At 66.7% G+C, this 22,812-nt stretch carries 22 protein-coding genes; 8 read left to right on the top strand and 14 right to left on the bottom strand.

The genetic code is table 11. The annotated features are described in order from the left end of the window. Positions 1-122 precede the first annotated feature (122 nt). The 4 genes from HAP47_RS27190 (at position 123) to HAP47_RS27205 (ending at position 6,223) form a co-directional block, all read left to right on the top strand. Entirely contained in the window at positions 123-3,491 is a 3,369-nt protein-coding gene (locus HAP47_RS27190; protein ID WP_173641965.1) for a hybrid sensor histidine kinase/response regulator, read from the top strand. Beyond that, a complete protein-coding gene (locus HAP47_RS27195; protein ID WP_173641964.1) occupies positions 3,481-4,407 on the top strand; it encodes a response regulator transcription factor in 927 nt (308 codons plus the stop codon). Before HAP47_RS27190 ends, HAP47_RS27195 begins: the two co-directional genes overlap by 11 nt. A 96-nt stretch (positions 4,408-4,503) precedes the next feature. Continuing rightward, positions 4,504-5,382 (top strand): LysR family transcriptional regulator, encoded by an 879-nt coding sequence (locus HAP47_RS27200; RefSeq protein ID WP_173641963.1) that lies wholly within the window; start codon positions 4,504-4,506, stop codon positions 5,380-5,382. Between the two features lie 166 nt (positions 5,383-5,548). Continuing rightward, a complete protein-coding gene (locus HAP47_RS27205) occupies positions 5,549-6,223 on the top strand; it encodes a peroxiredoxin-like family protein (RefSeq protein ID WP_173641962.1) in 675 nt (224 codons plus the stop codon). Between the two features lie 54 nt (positions 6,224-6,277). On the opposite strand, the gene HAP47_RS27210 is transcribed toward HAP47_RS27205, so the two are convergent. Then, positions 6,278-7,264 carry an AraC family transcriptional regulator gene (locus tag HAP47_RS27210; protein WP_173641961.1) on the bottom strand — a complete coding sequence of 329 codons (987 nt, stop codon included), beginning with the start codon at positions 7,262-7,264 and terminating at the stop codon, positions 6,278-6,280. Between the two features lie 130 nt (positions 7,265-7,394). Between HAP47_RS27210 and HAP47_RS27215 the strand changes: the two genes are divergently transcribed. The 3 genes from HAP47_RS27215 to HAP47_RS27225 all read left to right on the top strand — a co-directional run bounded on the left by HAP47_RS27215 (position 7,395) and on the right by HAP47_RS27225 (position 9,016). Continuing rightward, entirely contained in the window at positions 7,395-7,931 is a 537-nt protein-coding gene (locus HAP47_RS27215; RefSeq protein ID WP_173641960.1) for a carboxymuconolactone decarboxylase family protein, read from the top strand. Between the two features lie 36 nt (positions 7,932-7,967). After that, positions 7,968-8,468, top strand: coding sequence for a YkgB family protein (locus HAP47_RS27220; RefSeq protein ID WP_231168412.1), 501 nt, complete (start codon positions 7,968-7,970; stop codon positions 8,466-8,468). A 353-nt stretch (positions 8,469-8,821) separates the two neighbouring features. Then, a complete protein-coding gene (locus tag HAP47_RS27225) occupies positions 8,822-9,016 on the top strand; it encodes an IS1 family transposase (RefSeq protein ID WP_173641958.1) in 195 nt (64 codons plus the stop codon). Positions 9,017-9,053: 37 nt separating this feature from the next. Here the strand turns inward: HAP47_RS27225 and cobF are convergent, their stop codons facing one another. Genes cobF through cbiE form a run of 6 tightly spaced genes read right to left on the bottom strand, consistent with a single transcriptional unit; the run spans position 9,054 to position 14,171 of the window. Further along, the gene (gene cobF, locus HAP47_RS27230; protein ID WP_173641957.1) at positions 9,054-9,803 is read right to left on the bottom strand and encodes a precorrin-6A synthase (deacetylating); all 750 of its coding nucleotides are present in this window, start codon (positions 9,801-9,803) and stop codon (positions 9,054-9,056) included. A 7-nt stretch (positions 9,804-9,810) separates the two neighbouring features. Further along, on the bottom strand, positions 9,811-10,539 hold the full coding sequence (cobA, locus tag HAP47_RS27235) for a uroporphyrinogen-III C-methyltransferase (RefSeq protein ID WP_173641956.1): 729 nt from the start codon (positions 10,537-10,539) through the stop codon (positions 9,811-9,813). Continuing rightward, positions 10,536-11,846: a cobyrinate a,c-diamide synthase gene (locus tag HAP47_RS27240; RefSeq protein WP_173641955.1), complete on the bottom strand. Its 1,311-nt coding sequence runs from the start codon at positions 11,844-11,846 to the stop codon at positions 10,536-10,538. Before HAP47_RS27240 ends, cobA begins: the two co-directional genes overlap by 4 nt. After that, entirely contained in the window at positions 11,843-12,628 is a 786-nt protein-coding gene (cobM, locus tag HAP47_RS27245) for a precorrin-4 C(11)-methyltransferase (protein WP_173641954.1), read from the bottom strand. Before cobM ends, HAP47_RS27240 begins: the two co-directional genes overlap by 4 nt. Next, positions 12,625-12,993, bottom strand: coding sequence for a cobalamin biosynthesis protein (locus HAP47_RS27250; RefSeq protein WP_173641953.1), 369 nt, complete (start codon positions 12,991-12,993; stop codon positions 12,625-12,627). The genes cobM and HAP47_RS27250 overlap by 4 nt, the downstream gene beginning before the upstream one ends. After that, a complete protein-coding gene (gene cbiE, locus HAP47_RS27255) occupies positions 12,990-14,171 on the bottom strand; it encodes a precorrin-6y C5,15-methyltransferase (decarboxylating) subunit CbiE (protein WP_173641952.1) in 1,182 nt (393 codons plus the stop codon). Before cbiE ends, HAP47_RS27250 begins: the two co-directional genes overlap by 4 nt. Here cbiE and HAP47_RS27260 point away from each other — a divergent pair. Beyond that, positions 14,170-14,919: a cobalt-precorrin-6A reductase gene (locus HAP47_RS27260; protein ID WP_173641951.1), complete on the top strand. Its 750-nt coding sequence runs from the start codon at positions 14,170-14,172 to the stop codon at positions 14,917-14,919. The two genes, cbiE and HAP47_RS27260, sit on opposite strands and share 2 nt — an antisense overlap. Here the strand turns inward: HAP47_RS27260 and cobJ are convergent. From cobJ to HAP47_RS27295, 7 genes are read right to left on the bottom strand one after another with little or no spacing between them, the layout of a single operon-like run. After that, positions 14,895-15,629 carry a precorrin-3B C(17)-methyltransferase gene (gene cobJ, locus HAP47_RS27265; protein WP_173641950.1) on the bottom strand — a complete coding sequence of 245 codons (735 nt, stop codon included), beginning with the start codon at positions 15,627-15,629 and terminating at the stop codon, positions 14,895-14,897. The two genes, HAP47_RS27260 and cobJ, sit on opposite strands and share 25 nt — an antisense overlap. Continuing rightward, positions 15,626-16,357: a precorrin-2 C(20)-methyltransferase gene (locus tag HAP47_RS27270; protein WP_173641949.1), complete on the bottom strand. Its 732-nt coding sequence runs from the start codon at positions 16,355-16,357 to the stop codon at positions 15,626-15,628. Before HAP47_RS27270 ends, cobJ begins: the two co-directional genes overlap by 4 nt. Positions 16,358-16,359: 2 nt before the next feature. Then, a complete protein-coding gene (locus tag HAP47_RS27275; protein WP_173641948.1) occupies positions 16,360-16,989 on the bottom strand; it encodes a precorrin-8X methylmutase in 630 nt (209 codons plus the stop codon). Continuing rightward, on the bottom strand, positions 16,989-18,152 hold the full coding sequence (cobG, locus tag HAP47_RS27280; protein WP_173641947.1) for a precorrin-3B synthase: 1,164 nt from the start codon (positions 18,150-18,152) through the stop codon (positions 16,989-16,991). The genes HAP47_RS27275 and cobG overlap by 1 nt, the downstream gene beginning before the upstream one ends. After that, a complete protein-coding gene (gene cobN, locus HAP47_RS27285) occupies positions 18,149-21,397 on the bottom strand; it encodes a cobaltochelatase subunit CobN (protein WP_173641946.1) in 3,249 nt (1,082 codons plus the stop codon). The genes cobG and cobN overlap by 4 nt, the downstream gene beginning before the upstream one ends. Next, positions 21,397-22,431 (bottom strand): cobalamin biosynthesis protein CobW, encoded by a 1,035-nt coding sequence (gene cobW, locus HAP47_RS27290; protein WP_173641945.1) that lies wholly within the window; start codon positions 22,429-22,431, stop codon positions 21,397-21,399. The genes cobN and cobW overlap by 1 nt, the downstream gene beginning before the upstream one ends. Then, on the bottom strand, positions 22,428-22,802 hold the full coding sequence (locus tag HAP47_RS27295) for a DUF1636 family protein (RefSeq protein WP_173641944.1): 375 nt from the start codon (positions 22,800-22,802) through the stop codon (positions 22,428-22,430). Before HAP47_RS27295 ends, cobW begins: the two co-directional genes overlap by 4 nt. Positions 22,803-22,812: the final 10 nt, after the last annotated feature.

Consider the following 22,812-nt stretch of genomic DNA (forward strand, 5'->3'; position numbering starts at 1 on the left):
GCTCACTTTTGTGCAGCGCACTGATACGTGAGATCGCGTATACTGCACCGCAAAATAGCGACGTAGGTTTTTGGTACGGGATTTGCCCGCGATCAGAGCATCGTGGACCAGGAGTAGAGCGAGTGGCAGGGCGGCAGCGGATTGACCGCGTCAGGCGCCAATACAATCAATGGGTCGCCAACCAGACGCTGGAAGACTACGCGCTGCGCTTCACCGCCAAGAGCGCGCGGCGCTGGTCCGCCGCCCGCGTCGCCAACACCGCGCTCGGCGCAATCTCCTTCCTCGCGCTGGAGGCGATCGGCGGTACCATCACGCTGAACTATGGCGCGATGAATGCGACTGCCGCGATCCTGGTCGTCAGCGTCATCATCTTCCTCTGCGGGCTGCCGATCGCCTATCATGCCGCGAAAAGCGGCATCGACATCGACCTGCTGACCCGCGGCGCCGGCTTCGGCTATATCGGCTCGACCATCACCTCGCTGATCTACGCCTCCTTCACCTTCATCTTCTTCGCGATCGAGGCCGTGATCCTGGCCAGCGCGCTGGACATGTGTTTCGGTATCCCGCGGCCGATCGGCTACCTGATCAGCGCGGTCGTGATCATTCCGCTGGTCGTCTACGGCATCACGCTGATCAGCCGCTTTCAGCTCTGGACCCAGCCGCTGTGGGTGATTCTCCACATCATGCCGTTCGCGGCGATCGCCTGGGCCAACCCGCATTCGTTCACCGAGTGGCGCAAGTTCGCCGGCGAGCACGGCGATCCTGCGGGCAACCTCGATCTCCTGCTGTTCGGCACGGCGGCCTCCGTCGTGTTTGCGCTGGTGGCGCAGATCGGCGAGCAGGTCGACTTCCTGCGCTTCCTGCCGCGCGACCGCCGCACCTCGCGAAAGGCCTGGTGGATCGCATTGCTCAGCGCCGGTCCCGGCTGGATCGTGCTAGGCGCGCTCAAGCTGCTGGCCGGCTCGTTCCTGGCCTTCTTCGCGCTGAGCCACGGCGTGTCGGCGGAGCACGCGGCCGAGCCCGCCAACATGTATCTTGAAGCCTTCCGCTATGTGCTGTCACAGCCGGATCTCGCAATGGCGCTGACCGGGACGTTCGTGATCCTGTCGCAGGTGAAGATCAACGTCACCAACGCCTATGCCGGCTCGATCGCCTGGTCGAACTTCTTTTCCCGCCTCACCCATTCGCATCCCGGCCGTGTGGTGTGGCTGGTGTTCAACGTCGTCGTCGCGCTGCTGTTGATGGAGATCGGCGTCTACAAGGCGCTGGAGCAGACGCTGGCGCTCTACTCCAACGTCGCGATCGCCTGGGTCGGCGCGCTGGTGGCCGATCTCGTCATCAACAAGCCGCTCGGCTTGCGGCCGCAGCATATCGAGTTCAAGCGCGCCCATCTCTGCGACATCAATCCGGTCGGCGTCGGCGCCATGACGATCGCGACCGTGGTCTCGATCAGCGCGTTCTACGGCCTGTTCGGCCCGACGGCGAAGGCGCTGTCGGCCTTCGTCGCGCTTGCAGTCGCCTTCATCACGGCCCCCCTCATTGCCTGGGCGACCGGCGGCAAGTACTACATCGCCCGCAAGCCGAAGCGGAGCTGGCAGAATATTGAATCGATCCAATGCTGTATCTGCGAGCATGCGTTCGAGCCCGAGGACATGGCCGCCTGCCCAGCCTATGCCGGCCCGATCTGTTCCTTGTGCTGCTCGCTCGACGCGCGCTGCCACGACCTCTGCAAGCCGCATGGACGGATCGGCGCACAAGTCTCGGACGCCCTGGGCAAGGTGATGCCGCAGCCGATCTACGCCCGCATCAATTCGCAGCTCGGCCATTACCTCGGCGTGTTCGCGGTCTCGGCCGGCCTGGTGGCGCTGGTGCTCGGCCTGATCTACCTCCAGACCACCGCTGCCGTGCATGCCAACGAGCTATTGGCTGACGTGCTGTGGAAGGTGTTCTTTGCACTGACCCTCATCATCGGCGTCGTCGCCTGGCTGTTCGTGCTGGCGCAACAGAGCCGGCGCGCCGCGGAAGACGAAACCCGCCGGCAGACCACGCTGCTGATCCAGGAGATCGACGCCCACAAGCGCACCGACGCCGAGTTGCAGCGCGCCAAGGAAGTCGCCGAGGCCGCCAATCTCGCCAAGAGCCGATACGTCGTGGGTCTCAGTCACGAACTTCGCTCGCCGCTCAATGCGATCTCCGGCTATGCGCAGCTGCTGGAGCAGGACGACAGCCTCCCGGTGCGGCCCCGCGGGCAAGTGCGGGTGGTCCGCCGCAGCGCCGATCATCTGTCGGGGCTGATCGACGGCATTCTTGATATCTCCAAGATCGAGGCCGGCCGCCTCTATTTATCGCGCGACGAGGTGCGGCTGAACGATTTCCTCGAGCAGCTGGTCGGCATGTTCCGCCTGCAGGCTGCGGCCAAGGGCATCGACTTCGTGTTCAGGCGGCCGGCCGTGCTGCCGGTCGTGGTCTATGCCGACGAGAAGCGGCTGCGGCAAATCCTGATCAATCTGCTCTCGAATGCGATCAAGTTCACGCAGACCGGCAAGGTGCAATTCGTGGTGCATTATCGCAGCCCGGTCGCCGAGTTCGAGGTGATCGATACCGGGCCGGGCATCCAGCCCGACGATCTCGAACGGATCTTCGCGCCGTTCGAGCGCGGCGCGCTCGGCGTCACCCAGCCGCAGACCGGCACCGGGCTCGGCCTCACCATCAGCCGCCTGCTCGCGGGTGTGATGGGCGGCGACATCAAGGTCTTGAGCACGGTCGGCACCGGCAGCACCTTCCGCGTCAAGCTGCTGCTCTCCGAAGTCACCAATCCACGCCGCGATGCGCCGGTCGACGCTCCGGTGTACGGCTATCACGGCCCGCGCAAGACGATCCTGATCACCGACGATGACCCGACCCACCGCGACCTCCTGCGCGAGATCCTGGCGCCGCTTGGCTTCATCCTGCTCAGCGCGCCGGACGGGCCGGGCTGCCTTGCCCTCGCGCAGCATTGCCGGCCGGACATGTTTCTGCTCGATATCTCGATGGCGGGCATGGACGGCTGGACGGTTGCCGAGACCTTGCGCTCCGAAGGCCATCATCAGGCCCGAATCCTGATGATCTCGGCAAGCGCGCTGGAGGCCCATGGCGCACCGCTGGCGCAACCGTTCCACGACGGCTATTTGATGAAGCCGATCGACATCCCGCGGCTGCTCGAGAGCATCCGCCAGCTCCTCAAGATCGAGTGGCAGTATGAGGCCGAGCAGATTCCGCCCCCGCAATGGAAGCCCGACACTGGTTCGCGCCCGCCGGTGAAATATGTCGAAGAGCTGATCAGCCTCGGCCAGCTCGGCTATATAAGGGCGATCCAGCTCAAGCTCGACGAGATCGGCAACGAATGTCCCGAACATGCCGATTTCGTCGGCCAGATGCGCACGCTAATCGACCGGTTCGATCTCGATCAATATATGGCGACGTTGAAAACATTGCACAGCTATGACCATTGAACAGCGAAAGCGCGACGTTGCCCTCGTCGTCGACGACTCGCCCGAGACATTACGCCTGCTGACCGACGCGCTCGATGGCGCCGGCATGACCGTGATGGTCGCGCTCGACGGCGCCTCCGCGATGCGCATCGTCGACCAGATCACGCCCGATATCGTGCTGCTCGATGCCGTGATGCCCGGCATGGACGGCTTCGAGACCTGCCGGCGGCTGAAGCGCGACGCCGGGCTCGACGGCGTGCCGATCATCTTCATGACGGGGCTGGCCGAAACCGAGCACATCGTACGTGGGCTGGAGGCCGGCGGCGTCGATTATGTCACCAAGCCGATCGTGGTCGAAGAAATGCTGGCGCGCATCCGGGTGCATCTCGCCAACGCACGGATGACCCAGAGCGCCCGCGCCGCGCTAGACGTCTCCGGCCGCTATCTGCTCGCGGTCAACAGCTCAGGCGCGCTGCTATGGGCGACGCCGCAGGCACAGCGACTGCTGTCGGATACGCTCGCCGATGCCGCCGACAATTTCGTGCTGCCGGAGCCGATGCCGCAATGGCTTGAGCAGGCGCAGAAGGGGAAAGCCGGAGCGAAGACCGCAACCGTGGCGTCATTCCCCGGCAGCGAGCAGCTTCGCCTGCAATTCATGGGCAAGCTCGGTCCTAACGAGTTCCTGCTGCGGCTGGCCAAGGACACCAGCGGCGACATGCCGGCCGAGTTCTCCAGCGAGCTCGGCCTGACCACCCGCGAGGGCGAGGTGCTGTCCTGGCTCTCCAAGGGCAAGACCAACCGCGACATCGCGCAGATCCTGGGCTTAAGCCCGCGCACCGTCGACAAGCACCTCGAGCAGATCTACGCCAAGCTCGGCGTCGAGAATCGCACCGCCGCCGCCGCGATCGCGGTCAACGCCAGGCACCGCAAGTCGTAGCCTGCCGCCTCCGCTGCCGGCGCGCGTCTGAAGATGGCCAATCGCCTCGGACCGTGACAGGATGGGCATGATCGCTCATTCCTGCGGAGAATAGCCATGGATCGTCTGGCGGCGATGGAGACGTTCGTGCGGGTGGTCGAGACCGGCTCGTTCTCCGCAGCGGCGCGACAGCTACGGGTCGGCCAGCCGGCGATCTCGAAATCAGTCGCACAGCTCGAGGAATTTCTCGGGGTCAAGCTGCTCACGCGCTCGACCCATGGCCTCACCCCGACTGAAGCGGGGCTCGGCTATCTCGAGCGTGCCAGGCGCTCGCTTGAAGAGGCGGCCGAGGCCGAGATCGCGGCGCGCGGCGCCGGTGCCGGCCTCAAGGGTCGATTGCGGATCTGCGCCGCCGTCACCTTCGCCCGGATCCATCTCATTCCAATGCTGCCGAAGTTTCTCGCACAGCACCCGGAGCTGGAGCTGGAGGTCGTGCTCGACGATCGCCAGATCGATCTCGTGCAGGAAGGCATCGACGTCGCCCTGCGGATGGGCAAGATGACGGATTCGACGCTGACTGCACGCCGCGTCGCGAGATGCAGGCGCCTCGTGCTGGGCACGCCGGCCTATTTCGACCGCGCCGGCACGCCTGCCACGCCGAGCGAATTGAGCCGGCACCAGGCCGTCGTTTATCTCCGCGAGGGCAGCGTGTGGTCCTTTCAGCGCGAGAGCACCGAACTGGCCGTCACGGTGCGAAGCCGGTTGCGGGTCACCGCGGCCGAAGGCGTCCGGGCGGCAGTACTTGCCGATGCCGGGCTCGCGATCGCCTCGGAATGGATGTTCAGCCCCGAACTGAAAGCGGGCACGGTGCGTGCGGTCCTGCCGGAATGGAGCCTCCCCGCGCTCGATCTCTGGGCCGTGCTTCCGACCGGGCGCGCAGCGACTGCCAAGGCCCGCGCATTCGTGAACTTCTTCGAGCGCTGCTTCAATGCATGACGCGTCATCCGCCGGTTGAAGCGATTCACGCTTATTCCGGACAGGAATAAGCGCTAGTCCGGCAGCGGCGCTACCCCGCGCGGCTATCTCCTTTAGCTTCCTGCGTGTGAGTTCAACCGAACAGACGGCGCCGCCGTCCTTCATCCGGAAGCCCAAGGAGATCGCCATGTCGCTTCAAGCCAAGCTCGACGCTTTCAAAGCCGACTTCGAAGCCGGAAAGCCGCCCTACAGCGTTCCGCGCGCCTTCATCGAGACGATGCACCGTGCCACCGCAGAGCTCGTCGCGTCCGGTGCGGCCCAGCGCGCCAAGAAGGCGGGCGATGTCGCCCCCGCCTTCTCGCTCCGGGATCCAGACGGCAATATCGTCAACTCGGCCGACCTGCTGAAGCGCGGCCCGCTGGTGCTCAGCTTCTACCGCGGCGTCTGGTGCCCGTATTGCAACATGGAGCTGCAGGCGCTGGAAGCCGCCAAGCCGGAATTCGACAAATGCGGCGCTTCGCTGGTCGCGATCTCGCCGCAGACCGCGCCGAACAGCCGGAAGTCAGTGCGTCAGAACAAGCTCTCGTTCCCGATCCTGTCCGACGTGAAGGGTCAGATCGGCGACGCCTTCGGACTGCGCTTCCATCTGCCCGACTATCTGGTCGAACTTTACAAGCAGCTGAAGAACGATCTGCCGACCTTCAACGACGATCCGAGCTGGACGTTGCCGATGCCCGCCCGCTACGTCATCGGACAGGATGGCGTGATCCTCTACTCGGAGGTGAACCCCGACTATACCCGCCGCCCGGAGCCCGAGGACATGATCGCAGTTCTCCAGCAGGCGGCGGCCGTGAAGGCATGACAGCGCGCAGTGCGGCCGGTGGCGGTCGCCCATCGGCCGCTTGCCTGTCGTGGGTCAAACTTGTACGGCGCCTGGCGGATCACCCGGTGCGGCGACATCCGTCACGGCATCGGGTTCGGACGGCTGCCCCTTTCGCCACTGCGCCGGCGTCACGCCCATATGGCTCTTGAAGGCGCGCTGAAATGCGGCCTCGGACTGGTAGCCGACGGTCTCCGCAACGGCACCGGTCGACAGCGACGATCTCCTCAACTCGTTCGCCGCAAGCGTCATCCTGATATCGGTAAGCAGATCGCTGGCCGATCGCCCAAGCTTCTCCTGGAACTGCCGTGCAAGCGTGGCGCGCGACATGTTGCAGAGACGCGCAAGCTCCGGCAGCGACCATGCGCGCGCAGGCTGGTTGAACATGGCCGCCACCGCCGGCGCAAGACGGGGATCACCGACCAGTGCAAGCAGACCGTGTGACCTGTCATCGGTCTCGCTCGCAAGCCGCAGCACAAGCGCAAACATCGCCGTGGACAGCGCGTCCAGCATGGCGCGGCCGCCCAGATGATCGTCGGCCGTTTCGCTGCGCATCAGGGACACGAGTCCGGCGAGCTGTGCGGCGGTTCCCTTTCCCGTCCGCGGGCCGGCATGCACGAAAAGACGCGGCGGAAGATAGGTGCGCATCAGGCGGTCGTGCGGAGGTGCAATCGCGAAGTGTCCGCACAGCAGGTCAAGCCGCTCGTCCGAACCCAGGTTTTCGCTGATCGTGAAGTTCTGCGCCGCCCGGTTGCGCGACGGCAGCGGCGTCGCGCCGCTGCCGTCATGCATCACGTGTCGCGGGTTGCCGGGCAGCAGGAGAATGTCACCGGTCTTCAGCAGCAACGGCCGACCGCCTGCGCGATCGTCCAGGATCGCCGAGCCGGCAAGCACCGCATGATAGGGGATCTCGTTGGACGCGCCCGGCCCTTGGTCGATGCGCCAGGGCACGCTGTAGCTGCAACGCAGGTCGAGCCGCCCGCGCACCGGCATCATCGCGAACAGCCGGCTGAGCCAATCCATGGCAGTCCCCCAAAGCGACCGGATTGAGACGATCGAGCATATATATGAGCTAGATTGACATTTAGTGTCTCACATCTCGCTCCTATTGTCACTCCGCAATCGTTCACCAACCCCAACAAGGAGTGCCACCATGTCGCGTCTCTCAGTCCCCAATCTCGAAACCGATACCGGCCCCTCGGGCCAGATCTACGCCCAGATCAAGAAGGCGGCCGGCAGCGTCCCGAACGCCTATGCGGCGATCGCCGCCCACGGCCCGGCCGCGCTCAAGTCGATGCTCGCCGCCGATGCGGTGCTCGCCAGCGGAAGCCTTTCCAAGCGCGATCGGGAGATCATCAAGCTCGTTATCAGCGCCGCCGGCGGCTGCGACTACTGTGTCGCCGCGCATTCCCATCTCGCCAGGCTGGCAGGCGTGAACGCGGACGTCCTCAAGCAGATCCGCGACGGCGCGCCGACGGGTGACGCCAAGCGCGATGCGCTGGTGCATTTCGTCCGCAAGCTCGCACAGTCGAGCGGCACCGTCAGCGACGCGGATTTCGCCGCGATCAAGGCCGCCGGCTACAGCGACGCGCAACTGGTCGAGATAAGCCTGGCGTTCGCGACCATCGTCTTCACCAACGTCTTCAACCGCATCAACGACACCGACATCGACTTCCCCGCGGTCGCCTAGAGCGACCGTGCGATGTCACACGAAGGGATCACGACCATGCTTTCCAACACCACGGAAAATCCACTTGTCCGCACGCTGTACGGGTCCGGCCTGCTCACTGAAGATATCGACTACCACGTCGTCCGCGCCGCGATGGTGATCATGTTCCTGTTCTTCGGTTACCAGAAGTGGTTTCCGTACGAATTCGAACGGCTGGTCCCGTTCATCAGCAACGGGCCGCTGATCTGGTGGCTCTATCCAGCCTTCGGCCATGCCGGCGCCAGCTACTTCCTCGGCGCCGCGGAGTGGACGTTCGGCTCGCTGCTGCTGGCGGGTTTCTGGGACAAGTGCCTCGGCGTTCTCGGCGCCCTCAGCTCGACCGGCACTTTCATCGCGACCGTCACCATCATCCCGTTCATGCCTGATGGCTGGGACGTTGCCGCGGGAGGCTTCCCTGCAATGACCGGCAACGTGCCCTTCCTGATGAAGGACGTCGTTATGCTCGCCGTGTCGCTCTACCTTCTGAGGCAGGACGTGGTTCGCCTGACGCGGCAATAGGTGGCGTCCGCTGATGGCGATGGATCGCCGGTGAACCTCAGGTTCGCCGGCGATCGCGCGTTGATCGGGGGTCGGGGAAGGCGCGGGTGTCGCGACATCGCAGCCATTGTTGCGGTGCGGGCAAGCTCAGATCGTGCTTCGACGTCACGCCATGAGCTGTTGCTGAGTTTGCGGAACGCGTTGCAGTTGCCGGTCCGTTCCTGTGCGGGATCGGACTGGCGGTCCGGATGTTCGATCTAGATCGCATCGACGTTGCCATGCAGGAATGATCGGTCGCTCTCCCGACCATGAACATAGCTCTGCCGTGCGCTCCGGGTTACAAGATACCGCCGGTGTTGTTCTGGGGTGAGTTGATGAAGAAGGGCGACGTCACATGTCCGCGCTGCGGGGCTGGATTCCGGCGCCTTGAGCTGGCATCCGGATCAGGAAGCAAGGGCGAGTATCGCTGCCCGGTCTGCGAGACAACCCTCGAGCAGTTCGATGGCGACACGCTCGTGGCCTACCGCCTGACGATCCAACCCTCGATTCGCGGGCTGAAGACCGGATAACCACCCTGCTGCGTGGAATGCCGACGCAATCCCTCGATCACGATCGCCGCTTGAGGACGTAGCTGTCCATGATCCAGCCGTGCCGCTCACGCGCATCGCGGCGCGTTGCGACGATGCGAGGGCCTGCCTCGACCAGCTCGCCCGCCATGAGGATCTGATCGGGCATGCCGAGATAGGCGCCCCACCAGATCTCTAAGCCCTCCGGATCCAGCGTCTGGAATGCCGCGCCGCCGTCGAGCATCACGACGATGGTGTCGACGCCCGGCGGCCAACCGGTCTCGCGCAACCGCCTGCCTGTCGTGACCAGGAACGGCTCGCCGATCTCGTTGAGCGGCAGCGCATGCGCCGCGCACAGCGCCTGGATCGACGTGATGCCCGGGATCACCTCGATCGATGGCAACGGATCGAGCCGTCGCGCAATCCGCAGGCTCGAATCGTAGAGCGAAGGATCGCCCCAGATCAGCAGGGCGACGCGCCCCTCGCCGCCGAGATGGCGCGCGATTTCCTGCGACCAGGTCGCCGCGACCGCATCGTGCCAATCGTCGACGCCCTTGCGATAGTCCGCCTCGCCGGCGTCACGCACCGGCAGGTCGAACTCGGCAATCCGCGTGCGGTCGTTGTTCAGCGCCTCTGCGCAGATCGTTCGGCGCAAGTCGGCGAGGTCCGACTTCGCGGTCCCCTTGCGTGGGATCAGGACCATGTCGGCGGCATTGATCGCGGCGATCGCAGCAAGCGTGAGCTGCTGCGGATCGCCACAACCGACGCCGATCAGGGAAAGCGTCAACATGGTCGCATCAACCTTGCTCCGGCGCCAACGCGCCGAACAGGATAACGGCAGCCGCGGTGGCAGCGCCTGCATGCGTGAGCCGTTCGGCAAGCTCTGCGATCGTGGTGCGAACAAGCCGCTCGTCGGCATGGCCGAGCGACTCCGCCAACAGTGCGGGCGTCTCGGGAGCGAGGCCATACGCGATCAGCCTTGCCGCCAAGGCCGGAAAGGTGCGCCGGCCCATATAGACGACGGTGGTGGCTTCCGGATCGGCGAGCGCCGCCCAATTCAAATCCGTGGGCAACTCGCCCGTGACATCGGCGCCGGTCACGAACTGAACCCTGCGCGAGGTCAGTCGTCGCGTCAGCGGAATGCCGGCCCGCGCCGCGGCAACCGAGGCCGAGGTCACGCCGGGAATGATCTCGTAGCCGATGCCGGCCGCGCGCAACGCCTCGATCTCCTCCTCGAGCCGTCCAAAGATGCCGGCGTCACCGGATTTCAGCCGCACCACGCGCACGCCCGCCGCCGCGTAGTCGACCAGCAGCCGGCTGACATGATGCTGCTTCGCCGAGAGGCGGCCGGCGCGCTTGCCGACCGCGACGAGATTGGCGCCGGAGCGCGCGAGATCGAGGATCGCGCCCGAGGCGAGGTCATCATAGAGCACCACGTCGGCCTCGCCCAGCCGCGCGGCTCCCTTCATGGTCAGGAGCTCGGGATCCCCGGGGCCGGCCGAGACGAAGGAAACGAATCCGCTCACCGGTCCTCCGCAATCAGATGGAAAAATGTACCCGTTGCGTTGCCGCGCCGCGACCCCATCTCCGCCACGATCGCGCCGGTCGCGTCGCGCACCACCGCGAGCGGTGTGTCCGGCTGCGCGATGATCGTCGAGTAGTGAAATTCGTGGCCGCGCAGGCGTGCGCCGGGACCGTACCCGGGCATCGCAGTGGCCAGCTCGGCGAGCCGGTAGCCCAGATGCATGCGACGCTTGGCATAGCTGGTCTCAAGGCCGAGCAATCCGGCCATCTCATGGCGCACGCCTTCGGCATCGGTCAACGCGGCGCCCAGCACCATGTAGCCCCCGCACTCGCCGTGCACCGGCTTCGTCTCCGCAAAGGCGCGCAACTGCCCAAGAAATCGTGTGTTGGAAGCAAGCCGGGCGGCATGCAGTTCGGGATAGCCGCCGGGCAGCCAGCACACATCGGCGTCCGCGTCGGGGCCTTCGTCGGCAAGCGGCGAGAACGTCACGATCTCGGCACCGGCCGAGCGCCAGGCCTCCAGCATATGCGGATAGACAAAGGAGAATGCGGCGTCGCGCGCGAGCGCAATGCGCTGGGCCGGCGGCGTGATGTCGAGGCTCCGCACGGTCGATTGCGGCGACCAGGCGCGCGCCGATTGCAATACAGCGTCGAGATCGACATGCTCGACGACGAAGCGTGCGGCCTCGTCGATCAGACCGTCGATCTCGGCCTGCTCTTCGGCCTGCACCAGGCCGAGATGCCGCTTCGGCAAGGCGATCTCGGCGTGTCGGGGCAGCGCGCCCAACACCGGAATGCCCGCGCCCGCCACGGCGCTGCGCACCAGCGCTTCGTGCCGCGCACTGGCGACACGGTTGAGCACGACGCCCGCAAGCCGCACGCCGGACCGAAAATCGCGCAATCCCGCCGCGACCGCCGCCGCCGTCTGTGCCTGGCCGGAGGGATCGATCACCAGCAACACCGGCCATCCCATCATCTCGGCAATATCGGCGGTTGTGCCGGTACCCGACACGCCGCGCGTCGCGACGCCGTCAAACAATCCCATCGAGCCTTCGGCCAGCACGAGATTCGCGTCCGCGCCGCGGCTTGCCAGATGCGCGATCGCATCGCGCGACATCGCCCAGCTGTCGATGTTGACGGATGCGCGTCCCGTCGCGACCGCATGAAAGGCGGGATCGATATAGTCCGGCCCGCTCTTGAGGCATTGCACCTTTAGCCCGCGATTGCGATAGGCGCGCGCCAGCGCCAGGGTCAGCGTCGTCTTGCCGACGCCGGATGCCGGTGCCGAGATCACGAGCCCCGCGGTCATCGCGATGATTCCGGAAAGCGCGGCTCTGGCCCCACCGGCCGGTAGCGGCGGTCATAGTCGGCCGCATAGAGACGGCTTTCGGCGAATTCGCCCGCGCCGAGCGTCTTGCCGACCAGGATGAGCGCGGTGCGTTCGAGCTCGGGGCCAACCGCGGCATCGAGCGTCGCAAGCGTGGCGCGCACGATGCGCTGCTCCGGCCAGCTCGCGCGCCAGACGATCGCCACCGGACAGTCGGCGCCATAATGCGGCGTGAGCTCGGCGACGACCTTGTCCAACAGATGAATCGAGAGATGGATCGCGAGCACCGCACCGGTCGCGGCAAAGGCTGCCAGCGTCTCACCGTCAGGCATCGCGCTCGCCCTGCCCGGCGTGCGCGTCAGCACCACCGACTGGGCAAGGCCGGGCAGCGTCAGTTCGGCCTCCAGTGCCGCCGCGGCCGCCGAGAACGCCGGCACGCCGGGCGTGACCGAATAGGGAATCTGCAACGCGCGCAACCGGCGCAGTTGTTCCCCCATCGCCGACCAGATCGAGAGATCGCCCGAATGCAGCCGCGCGACGTCCTTGCCCTCGGCATGCGCCGCGGCGATCTCGGCGATGATCTCGTCGAGCGCGAGCGGCGCCGTGTTGACGATGCGCGCATCCTTCGGGCAATGCGCCAATACGCCCTCGGGGACCAACGATCCGGCGTAAAGACAGACCGGGCAAGAGGCGATGAGATCGCGGCCCCGCAGGGTCAAGAGATCGGCGGCGCCTGGCCCTGCGCCGATGAAATGCACCGTCATTCGCCGTCTCCTTCTGCGATCGCCGCAGTGGCCATCCGATCCTGGGACACGGCCCTGACCGAAATCAGGCGCGCGCCGCGCCCAGCGGCTGCGACCGCGGCTGCTTCGGCCACCGAACCCGTCCCGAACCTGGCCCCGATGAATTCGGATTGTGTCGCGGTTTGCATCTCAGCCAGTATTTCGGCGGGAATGCCCCGGATCGGCAACCCCAGTTCCTGTGCCAGTGCTCGCAATGCCATCGCACCGGCCTTGTCACTCACCGTCGCAACCGCCGCAAGGCCTTCTGGACCGCCGGCCGCGTCGAGCGCTTCGCGCAACGACGCGACGCTGGCATTGCTCCTGAACCCCAAGCCCGCGACCTTCATCGGACCGCGCTCCATTGCACGATCGGCCGCGCGGCTTTCCATGAGCGATAGCGGCCTAACGGCTCAGCCTGCGCGATCTCGATCCGCACCAGTTCGCCGCCAAGGCGCTGATGCAGATCGGAAAGCAGCGCCTCGGTTTCCAGGGTCACCGCATGCGCAACCAGTCGCGTTCCCGATGGAATGCGCGACCAGATCGCATCGAACATATCAGCATCGAGGCCACCACCGACGAATACGGCATCGGGCGCCTCAAGGTCTGACAAAATGCCGGGCGCCCCACCCTCGATGACGGTGACCCGGTGGGTCAAGCCGAAGCTCGCCGCATTGCTGCGGATGTTGGCGGCGCGTTCACCGCGGGCCTCGACGGCGATCGCCGTCCCGCCGCAAAGCGCCCATTCGATCGAGATCGACCCCGAGCCCGCGCCGACATCCCACAGCCGCTCACCAGGCCGCGGCGCAAGCGCCGACAGCGCAAGCGCGCGGACCGGCCGCTTGGTCAGTTGCCCGTCATGCACGAAGAGTGCGTCGGGAAGACCCGAGCTGCGCGCGATCCCCTGCGCTCCCGCGGCCTCCAGTGCAACGGCGACCAGGCTGTCGCTCGAATCGCCAGCATAGCTGTCAGCGCGATGCTGCGCGACGGACTCACGCGGTCCGCCAAGCGCCGAAAGCGTCCACATCGCCGAAGGGCCCCAGCCGCGATCCGTGAGCCATTGCGCGAGATCGGAAGCCGCTCTGCCATCGCGCACCAGGCAGATGATCCGTGCACCACGCGCCAGATGCGGCAACAGCCGTTCGAAGGGTGCGGCATGAAGACCGACACAGACGACATTCTCGAGCCGCCAGCCCAAACGTGCCGCCGCCAGCGAGAACGTCGACGGCGCGGAATGCGCGACCCACTCGCCGACCTGCAACTTCCCGACAAGGCTTCCGCCGACGCCATGCCAGAACGGATCGCCCGAGGCGAGCACAACAGTTGGTCGCCCCCGACATTCGAGCACGATCTTCGCATCGAACGGCACCGGCCAAACGCGGCCGCGCCCGGTGATTCCGGCCAGCGCCAGATGCCTTTCACCACCGAACACCGTTTCGGCTTCGCCAAGCGCCTTTCGGCTTGCGTCGGAGAGGCCGGCAAGGCCATCCTCGCCGATGCCGATGATGGTCAACCAGGGATTACCCATGATGCGCGCCCTGATCCTGGGCGGAACGGCCGACGCCAATTTGCTTGCCGCCGCGATGGCCCGCGCGGGGATCGACGCGGTCTATTCCTATGGCGGGCGCACCGCCGCTCCAGCGGAACAACCTCTGCCGACCCGCATCGGCGGCTTCGGCGGCGTCAGCGGTCTTGCCGACTATCTGCGTCGCGAAGGCATCACGCATGTGATCGATGCGACGCATCCCTTCGCGGCCGAGATGAGCCGCAACGCGATCGCCGCCTGCGCGCAAACCGCAACGCCGCTGCTCGCGCTCGAACGCGCGCCGTGGAAGAAGACATCCGGCGACCGCTGGATCGAGGTCGCTGACGTCGTCTCGGCGGTCGCGGCGTTGCCGGACAGCCGCGCCAACGTGTTCCTCGCGATCGGCCGCCAGCACATCGCGCCGTTCGGCAGCCGACCGCAGCATGCCTATACGTTGCGTTTCGTCGATCCGCCCGAGGAGACGCCGCCGCTGCCCGGCGCCGACGTCATCGTCTCGCGCGGCCCATTCACGCTCGAGAGCGAGCTCGCGCTGATGCGTGCGCGCTCCATCGCGTGGATCGTCGCCCGCAATTCCGGCGGAGGTGGCGCGCGCGCCAAGATCGACGCCGCCCGCACGCTTGGCCTGCCCGTCATTATGATCACGCGGCCGCTGCTGCCCGAGAGGCCGCGGGGCGAAAGCGTGAGCGAGGTGATGGAATGGCTCGGTCATCGGACCTGCCTCGGCGCATAGACCCAGCGGCCGACCCGCCGCGTTGTCGAATTGCAGACGATCACAAGCGTCCGCATGTCGGCCATCTCGGGCCTCGCGTCGCGCAATTCGACCATCTCAATGCGCTGCTCGGGTGTGCTGACGGCGCGCGCAAGAATCACAATGCGCTCGCCGCAGCCCGCCTCTTTCAAAATCTCGAGCGTCCGCGCAAAGCCATCAGGGCGGCTCGCCGAGCGCGGATTGTACATCGCGATCGCAAAATCGGCTTCGGCCGCGAGCCGCAGGCGCTGCTCAATCAGCGGCCAGGGCTTGAGATTGTCGGAGAGGTTGATCGCGCAAAAATCATGACCGAGCGGCGCGCCGGCACTGGCGGCGGCCGCCAGCATCGCCGTCACGCCAGGCAGAACGCGGATCGGCAGGTCGTGCCATTGCGGCGCGCCCTCGAGCGCTTCGAACACGGCGGATGCCATCGCAAATACGCCGGGATCGCCTGAGGAGACTACGACGACATGGCGCCCTACCGACGCAAGCCGCAGGGCCTCGGCGGCGCGCTGCAACTCAACGCGGTTGTCGGATGGATGCAGCGTGAGCCCTTCGCGCGGCGGCACGCGCGTCACGTACGGCGCATAGCCGACGATGTCGGTCGCAATTGCGAGCGCAGCGGAGACCTCCGGCGTGATCAGCGCCTCGTCGCCCGGCCCCAGGCCCGCGATGGTCAGCGTGCCGGTCATTGCGCGGCCTCCCTGCGCCGGCCCTGCCCGTGCACCAGCACGATCGCAAAATACGGACAGTCCGCCTCGCCGAGATCGGCGAGCCGCGCGACCCGCTGATCCGGCATGGTGCCGCGCTCGACGAGCCAGGCATCGTCGAGACGACCCGCGGACACGAGCGCGCGGCGGATCTTCGGAAGATTGCGGCCGGTCTTCATGACGATGAGCGCGTCGAAGCTGCGCATCCGCTGCGCGAGCTCAGCCTCCGGCAGCGTGCCCATCAGCACGGTGGTCACATCGTCTGCAAGCGCGATCGGCTGGCCGACCGCATTCCAGCAACCGACCATGCCTGGAATGCCGGCAATCACCTCGATCTCGACCCGCCCTTGCAGGCGCGCATGCAGGTGCATGAACGAGCCGTAGAAATAGGGATCACCCTCGCAGAGCACGACGACGTCGATCGCGCGCGCAAGCCGCGCCAGGCGCTCGGCCCATTCGTCATAGAAGCCCGCGAGCAGCCGCGCATAGTCCGGACTGTCGAAAGCGATCTCCGTGGTGACCGGGTATTCCATCGGATACTCGCTGACGCCGGCGGCGAGCAGGCCTCCGACGATGCGCCGCGCCTGCCCGAGCTGCCCCTTCTTGCGAAAATAGGCGACATGTTGCGCCGCTCGCACCATGCGGTCGGCGCGCACGCTCATCAGGTCCGGATCGCCTGGGCCAAGCCCGCAGCAAATGATGCGTCCCATCGCTACTCGCTCCGGCTCGCCAGCGCATTGACGGCGGCGACCGTGATCGCCGAACCACCGAGACGTCCCTCGACCGTCAGCGCCGGCACCGGCGGCGCGGCCATCAATGCTGCCTTGGACTCGGCGGCGCCGACGAAGCCGACCGGACAGCCGATGATCGCCGCCGGCCGTGGACAGTCGGCATCCTCCAGCATGTTGAGAAGGTGGAACAGCGCCGTCGGCGCGTTGCCGATCGCGACGATGGCGCCGGCCAGATGCGGCCGCCACAGTTCGAGCGCCGCCGCGGAGCGCGTGTTGCCCATTGACTGTGCGAGTGCCGCAGTCTGGGGATCACCGAGCGTGCAGATCACGGCGTTGCCGGCCGGCAGCCGTGCGCGCGTGATGCCCTCCGACACCATCCGCGCATCGCAGAGAATCGGCGCGCCGTTCTGCAAGGCTGCTCGTGCGCTCGCCGCCATGCCGGGCGTGAAGCGGACATGCGCTTCCAGGCCCACCATACCCGCGGCATGGATCATGCGCACGACCACCGGTTCCTCGTCGGGCGTGAAACGGGCAAGGTCGGCCTCCGACCGGATCGTCGCAAAGGACTGCCGATAGATCGCCGCACCATCAGTCTCATAGACGTGCGGCATCAATGGCCTCCCATGAGCACGGAGGGATTTGCGAGGAGGTCCGAACGGGCCAGCCCTCGCAGGACCGGCACGTCCCGCGTCGTGCCGCGACGGATAAGGTCAAAGCCCTCGCTTGACGCAACCAGGGTGACGTCGGCAGGGCCGGACTGGGCACAGCCCTTCGCGCAGCCGGACACGTGAAGCCGGGCATCCGCCGGGACAAAGGATGCAAGCGCCGATGCCAATGCACGCGTGTCGGCATGCGCCTCACGACAGCGCGGTGCGCCACTGCAAGCGATTACGCGGAGCGCCGGATCATCGGGATCAGTGATGAGGCCCGCGCCGCGGGGCATCTCATGCACGCCCTCTGCCAGCACCATCCGCCACGGCGTCATGCGGAGAGCCCGCGCGCACCCGGCGAGATGGCTGAGCATCTGGTGCGGCATTTGCCCGAAGGCCAGGCCGACCATCGCACCAGTCGGATAGCGGCCGGGCGCCGGGTCCGCCGATAGGGTCAGGGGTTTGGCGTCGCCGCGAAGCGATTCGGGAAGGCCCGCGCCGTGCGCCAGATGGGCCGCCATCCGCCGCTTTTCACCCTTGGCTCCGCCGGAGGCGACAAACCATTCGGCTATCGCGAGCCCGATATCCACCGCCTCTCCGCGCGAGACAGAGCGACCGTACCGTGCGCCATCGGCACGCACCAGCAGTCCGCCATTGCGATCGCGCTCGATCCTGATATCCGCAGACGCGCCGGCCAGCACCCGCTCGCTGCCGTCATCGATTGCGAAGCCGAACTTGGTCGGAAGACCGAGCGACGCGCTGGCGAGCGCCCGCTCAAGCTCGGCCGCGAGCGAAGGCGTGTCGTCATCGGCGGTCCAGAACGGCGTCACCAGAACGTTGCGCTGCGCCTCGGTATCCGAATCTGTGTCCAGCAACCCGAGCTCGGCGAGCCCATCGATCAAGGCGGGATAACCCTCATCGCTGACGCCGCGGATCTGGAGATTGGCGCGGCTGGTCAGATCGATCAGGCCGTTGCCGTATTGTGCAGCCAGATCGGCTATCGCCGTCGCCTGCACTGCATCGAGCCGCCCGCCGCGCGGACGGATGCGCACCACGAGGCCATCGCCTGATAGCATCGGCCGCAGCGCGCCCGGACACCAGCCCTTGATCGCGACCGCGCTCATGAGGCCACCTGCAGCGCCGCCGCGATCGAATTGCGCCGCGTCTGCCAGAGCGACGCCTCGTGCAGCCGAGTGAAGCAGGTTTCAATCGCAGCCAGCGCCGCCGGATTCTCGCGCACCATGAAGGCGCGAACGTCGTCATTGCCGAGCGTCGCGTCGTAGTAGAGGTCGAAGAGGTGCGGCGGCACTACGCCGGCGAGATGCGCGAACGCCGCCATGTGCTCCAGGGTCGCCGATATTTCGGCAGCGCCACGAAAACCGTGGCGCATCATGCCAGCGATCCACGCGGGATTGGCGGCGCGCGCCCGCACCACCCGCGAGATCTCCTCGGTCAACGACCGCGCATGCGGCTGATCCGGCCGCGTCGCATCGAGGTGATAGAGCGACGGGACCTTTGCGCCGAGCCGCCGCGCCGCGGCGGCGATGCCGGCCTCATGCGCGGCATAGTCCGCCGCCAGCAGCAAATCGGTCTCCGGCAAGTCCTGGGTGTGGACGAAGCTGTCGGCAGAGGCGAGCCGTGCCTCGATGCCGGCGCGGTCAGGCCTGATCTCGCCATCAGATGCAACGGCCCAGGACGATGCCGACAGCCAGGCTTCACCAGCCGCGTCGCGCGCCTCCTCCGTGAAGACGTCCGGGACGGACGCGATGCCGGCGCCATAGTGTCCGGGACGAGGCCCGAACACGCGCGAGACGCGCTGCCGGTAAGGATTCTCGTCGCTCTCCTCGCTGCGTTCGGACAGCGCCTCGGTCGCAGCTTCGAACAACTGCGCAAGCCCCGAGAAGACGTCGCGGAACAGCCCCGACACGCGCAGCGTCACGTCGATGCGCGGACGGCCGAGCTCCGCCGGCGCGATGATGTCGTAGCCCGACACCCGGCCCGACCCATGATCCCAGCGCGGCGCGATCCCGGCGAGATGCAGCGCCATCGCAAAGTCCTCGCCGGCGGTGCGCATCGTCGACGATCCCCAGAGATCGACGACGAGGCCTTTCGGCCAGTCGCCATGATCCTGCAAATGGCGGCGCAGCAGCTCCTCGGCGAGCTTGACGCCTTGCGCATGCGCCGACGGCGTCGGCACCGCGCGCGGATCGACCGCAAACAGATTGCGTCCGGTCGGCAGCACGTCCCTCCGCCCGCGATAGGGCGAGCCCGACGGCCCCGGCGCAACCCGCCGGCCGGCGAGCGCATCGCGCAGCGCTGCCCTCTCCGCCTCTCCGCAAGCGCCCTGCCCGAACACATGCAGGCCGTCGCCGAACTGGCTTTCCTTGAGATCGCAGACGAAACGATCGATCTGGGGAATGGCCTCGGCCGCGGAGGCTGACGCCGCGAGACCGAGATCGTTCTCCAGCCCGGCGATGCGTGCTTCCTCGCGTATCGCGGCAATCAGCCGCTGCCGCCGCGCCGGATCGAGACCGTCCGCAGTCGAATATTCATCGAGCAAACGCTCGAGCCTGCGCAACCCATCCGGCACCGCGGCCGGCGCGAGCGGCGGCGGCAGGTGGCCGATCGTCACGGCGCCGACCCGGCGCTTGGCCTGCGCGGCCTCGCCGGGATCGTTGACGATGAAGGGATAGATGACGGGCAGATCGCCGATCAGCGCTTCCGGCCAGCATGCGGATGACAGCGCAACCGACTTGCCGGGCAGCCATTCCAGCGTTCCATGCGCGCCCATGTGAACGACGGCATCGATGCCCTGCTGCCTGAGCCACAGATAGAACGCGACATAGGCATGGCGCGGCGTGCGCGAGAGATCGTGATAGTCGGCATCGCGCTGACCGACCTCACCGCGCTCCGGCTGAACCGCGATGATCGACTTGCCGCTCGGGATCGCCGCGAAATGAAACGCGCCATCGCGGCAATCGGGATCATCCTCCGGTGCGCTCCATGCGCGCGAAAGATCGTCCTGGAGCTGCCGCGGAAGGCTTGAGATCGCTGCGCGATATTCGGCCACGTCCCATGTCAGCTTCCGGTGCAAAAGCGCGTCACCCAGCGGCCCCACCGGCTCAAGGTCAAAGCCCGCAGCCGCGAGATCGGCCAGCAACGCCTCGATCGAGGCAAGTGCATCGAGGCCGACGGCATGCGCGATCTGGTGCGGGCGGCCGGGATAGTTCGAGAGCACGAGCGCAAGCTGCTTCTCCTGCACCGGCTTGTCGGCAAGACCGTGCCAGGCTGCCACGCGCGCGGCGACCGCTGCGACGCGCTCGGCATCCGGCCGATGCGCAAGACGCGCGAATTGCAGATCGGGATCGCGCTCGCCGGGCGATTTGAAGCTCACGACGCCCGTGAACAGGCGGCCGTCGACCTCCGGCAGCACCACGTGCATCGCGAGATCGCCGGGCGACAGGCCGCGCAGCGACAAGGCCCAATCCTCACGCTGCGCCGTCGACAGAGCGACCTGGAACACCGGGCACGATGCGGCATCGAACGGCGTCGTACCGTCGTCACCCGCCGCGGAGAACGCGGTCACATTGACGATGGCGGCCGGGCTGCATTGCGCGAACTGAGCGCGCAGCCAATCGGCCACGCCCGCCGCCTTCAACGAGGTGACGAACACGCCGTGGGCATCGAATCCCTTTTCGCGCAAAGCCTCGATCAGCGCATCGACCGGCGCCGTGTCGCCGGCCGCCAGATAGGAGCGATAAAAAGTCACCAGCACAAGCGGCCGGCCATCCGGTGCCGGCAGCGCCGCGACGGCACCGCGCTGCGAGTCGTAGACGCCGATCTCGGGAAGATCGATCTCACCGACAACCGGCCCGGCATAAAGGCCGGACGCCAGCGCCAGTTGCGCGATCACGGCCTGCGCGGCAACGGGGCCGCCCTTGTCGCACAGCACCTTCAGGCGGCGCAGCGTCGAGACCGGCAAGGTCGAGAATTCATCCAGCCGCAAATCGTCGCGGCCATCCGCCGGCAGCACCACCAGGGCGATGCCGCGTTCCTTCGCCAGGCGATGCACCACTGCCAGGCCATATGACCAATAGGGTTCGCCGCCGATCAGCCGCACCAGGATGCCGCGCGCATGCGACAGGGTCCGCTCGATATAGGTATCGACCGACAGCGGATGGCGCAGCTCCGCGAGATTGGCGAGCCGCAGCGACGGCAGCGCGGCACGGCCCCGCCGCCAGCCGGCTGCAAACGCGGCAAGGTCGCTGTCGGAAAACGACAGCACCACGAGATCGGCCGGATCCTGGCCGAGGTCCCTTGGCGTCGCGGTCTCCTCAAGGCCGCGGCTCTCGCGGAAGACGACGTGCATCAGACACCTAGTCGCGCCCGGATCGCGGCTTCATCGATATCGCTGTGTTCGCCGATCACGACGAGCTTCGACTGCCGCGCCCGCGCGCCCCAGGGCATGTCGAACTGATGCCTCACCCGCTCGCCGACCGATTGCACGAGCAACCGCATCGGCTTGCCTGCGACCGCGATATATCCCTTGGCCCGCAGCACGTTCTGCTCGCGCGACAGCCCCTTGATCGACGCGATGAGCGCGTCGACGTCCGAAATCTCCGGAAGGTCGATCACCACGGAATTGAAGTCGTTGTGCTCATGTTCGTCCTCACCGTCGTGGTGAGACGGCCGCGACGCGAGGTCATCTTCCGCCGCCGCTTCAAGACCGAGGATCACGCGGGCGTCGATCGCGCCATCGACGATGGGCAACATCGGCACCTCGCGCGGCATCTCGGCTGCGATCAGCGCCTTGGCCGCTTTGATCCCCTCGGCACCCGCGAGATCGGCCTTGGTCAGCAGCACGATATCGGCACAGGCGATCTGATCCTCGAACACTTCGGACAACGGCGTTTCGTGGTCGAGATTCTCATCTGCCGCGCGCTGCGCATCCACGGCGGCCGGGTCCGGCGCAAAGCGGCCGGCAGCAACGGCCTCCGCATCGGCCAGCGCGATCACGCCGTCGACCGTGATCCGCGAGCGGATTTCCGGCCAGTCGAACGCCTTCAGCAACGGCTTCGGCAACGCGAGACCCGACGTCTCGATCACGATATGATCGGGCCTCACGGGGCGCGCCAGCAATTGCTCCATCGCCGGGATGAAATCGTCGGCGACGGTACAGCAGATGCAGCCATTGGCGAGCTCGACGATATTCTCGGTCGGGCAATTGGCGTCGGCGCAGGACTTCAGGATCTCGCCGTCGACGCCTTCGCTGCCGAATTCGTTCACCAGCACCGCGAGCTTCTTGCCGTTGGCATTCCGGATCAGATGCTGGATCAGCGTCGTCTTGCCGGACCCGAGAAAGCCGGTCACGACGGTGACCGGAACCTTGGCGAGCGTCATCATTCTGCGGCCTCCGGCACGACGGCGATGGGTGGAATGCGGGCAAGCGATTGCTTGCGAAAGATTTCCGGGCGGCTGCGCCACGGCACGATGCCGTCAGGCGCCGCGGCATAGGCGGAGGCGCCGGCGATCACATCCCTGGCATTGTCAGCGGACAGGCGGCCGTAGACATAGGACCATCGCCCCGGCGCGCTGAGTGCGACCGAGCAACCCTGGCTGCAAGCCGACAGGCATTCGACCGGAACCAGATTGACGTCATCGGGCACGCCGGCCTCAACAAGCGCGGCATGCAGGCGCGCACCGGGCGCGATCTCGCCTTCGGCCGCCGTCTGGCCGGCGCGACAGGTGATACAGACATGAAGTGTAACGCTCATCGCCCTTCCT

This window comes from Bradyrhizobium sp. 41S5 (assembly GCF_011516665.3).
GTDB classification, from domain to species: domain Bacteria; phylum Pseudomonadota; class Alphaproteobacteria; order Rhizobiales; family Xanthobacteraceae; genus Bradyrhizobium; species Bradyrhizobium quebecense.

Excerpts from the sequence above, each read along its gene's own strand:
- HAP47_RS27195 (WP_173641964.1), top strand. The coding sequence starts at position 3,481 with ATGACCATTGAACAGCGAAAGCGCGACGTTGCCCTCGTCGTCGACGAC.
- HAP47_RS27200 (WP_173641963.1), top strand. The coding sequence starts at position 4,504 with ATGGATCGTCTGGCGGCGATGGAGACGTTCGTGCGGGTGGTCGAGACC.
- cobF (WP_173641957.1), bottom strand. The coding sequence starts at position 9,803 with ATGTTGACGCTTTCCCTGATCGGCGTCGGTTGTGGCGATCCGCAGCAG.
- cobW (WP_173641945.1), bottom strand. The coding sequence starts at position 22,431 with ATGATGACGCTCGCCAAGGTTCCGGTCACCGTCGTGACCGGCTTTCTC.
- HAP47_RS27260 (WP_173641951.1), top strand. The coding sequence starts at position 14,170 with ATGATGCGCGCCCTGATCCTGGGCGGAACGGCCGACGCCAATTTGCTT.
- HAP47_RS27275 (WP_173641948.1), bottom strand. The coding sequence starts at position 16,989 with ATGCCGCACGTCTATGAGACTGATGGTGCGGCGATCTATCGGCAGTCC.
- HAP47_RS27240 (WP_173641955.1), bottom strand. The coding sequence starts at position 11,846 with ATGACCGCGGGGCTCGTGATCTCGGCACCGGCATCCGGCGTCGGCAAG.
- HAP47_RS27270 (WP_173641949.1), bottom strand. The coding sequence starts at position 16,357 with ATGGGACGCATCATTTGCTGCGGGCTTGGCCCAGGCGATCCGGACCTG.
- HAP47_RS27220 (WP_231168412.1), top strand. The coding sequence starts at position 7,968 with ATGCTTTCCAACACCACGGAAAATCCACTTGTCCGCACGCTGTACGGG.
- HAP47_RS27210 (WP_173641961.1), bottom strand. The coding sequence starts at position 7,264 with ATGGATTGGCTCAGCCGGCTGTTCGCGATGATGCCGGTGCGCGGGCGG.
- cobM (WP_173641954.1), bottom strand. The coding sequence starts at position 12,628 with ATGACGGTGCATTTCATCGGCGCAGGGCCAGGCGCCGCCGATCTCTTG.
- HAP47_RS27205 (WP_173641962.1), top strand. The coding sequence starts at position 5,549 with ATGTCGCTTCAAGCCAAGCTCGACGCTTTCAAAGCCGACTTCGAAGCC.
- HAP47_RS27295 (WP_173641944.1), bottom strand. The coding sequence starts at position 22,802 with ATGAGCGTTACACTTCATGTCTGTATCACCTGTCGCGCCGGCCAGACG.
- cobN (WP_173641946.1), bottom strand. The coding sequence starts at position 21,397 with ATGCACGTCGTCTTCCGCGAGAGCCGCGGCCTTGAGGAGACCGCGACG.
- HAP47_RS27250 (WP_173641953.1), bottom strand. The coding sequence starts at position 12,993 with ATGAAGGTCGCGGGCTTGGGGTTCAGGAGCAATGCCAGCGTCGCGTCG.
- cobJ (WP_173641950.1), bottom strand. The coding sequence starts at position 15,629 with ATGACCGGCACGCTGACCATCGCGGGCCTGGGGCCGGGCGACGAGGCG.
- HAP47_RS27225 (WP_173641958.1), top strand. The coding sequence starts at position 8,822 with ATGAAGAAGGGCGACGTCACATGTCCGCGCTGCGGGGCTGGATTCCGG.
- cbiE (WP_173641952.1), bottom strand. The coding sequence starts at position 14,171 with ATGGGTAATCCCTGGTTGACCATCATCGGCATCGGCGAGGATGGCCTT.
- HAP47_RS27215 (WP_173641960.1), top strand. The coding sequence starts at position 7,395 with ATGTCGCGTCTCTCAGTCCCCAATCTCGAAACCGATACCGGCCCCTCG.
- cobG (WP_173641947.1), bottom strand. The coding sequence starts at position 18,152 with ATGAGCGCGGTCGCGATCAAGGGCTGGTGTCCGGGCGCGCTGCGGCCG.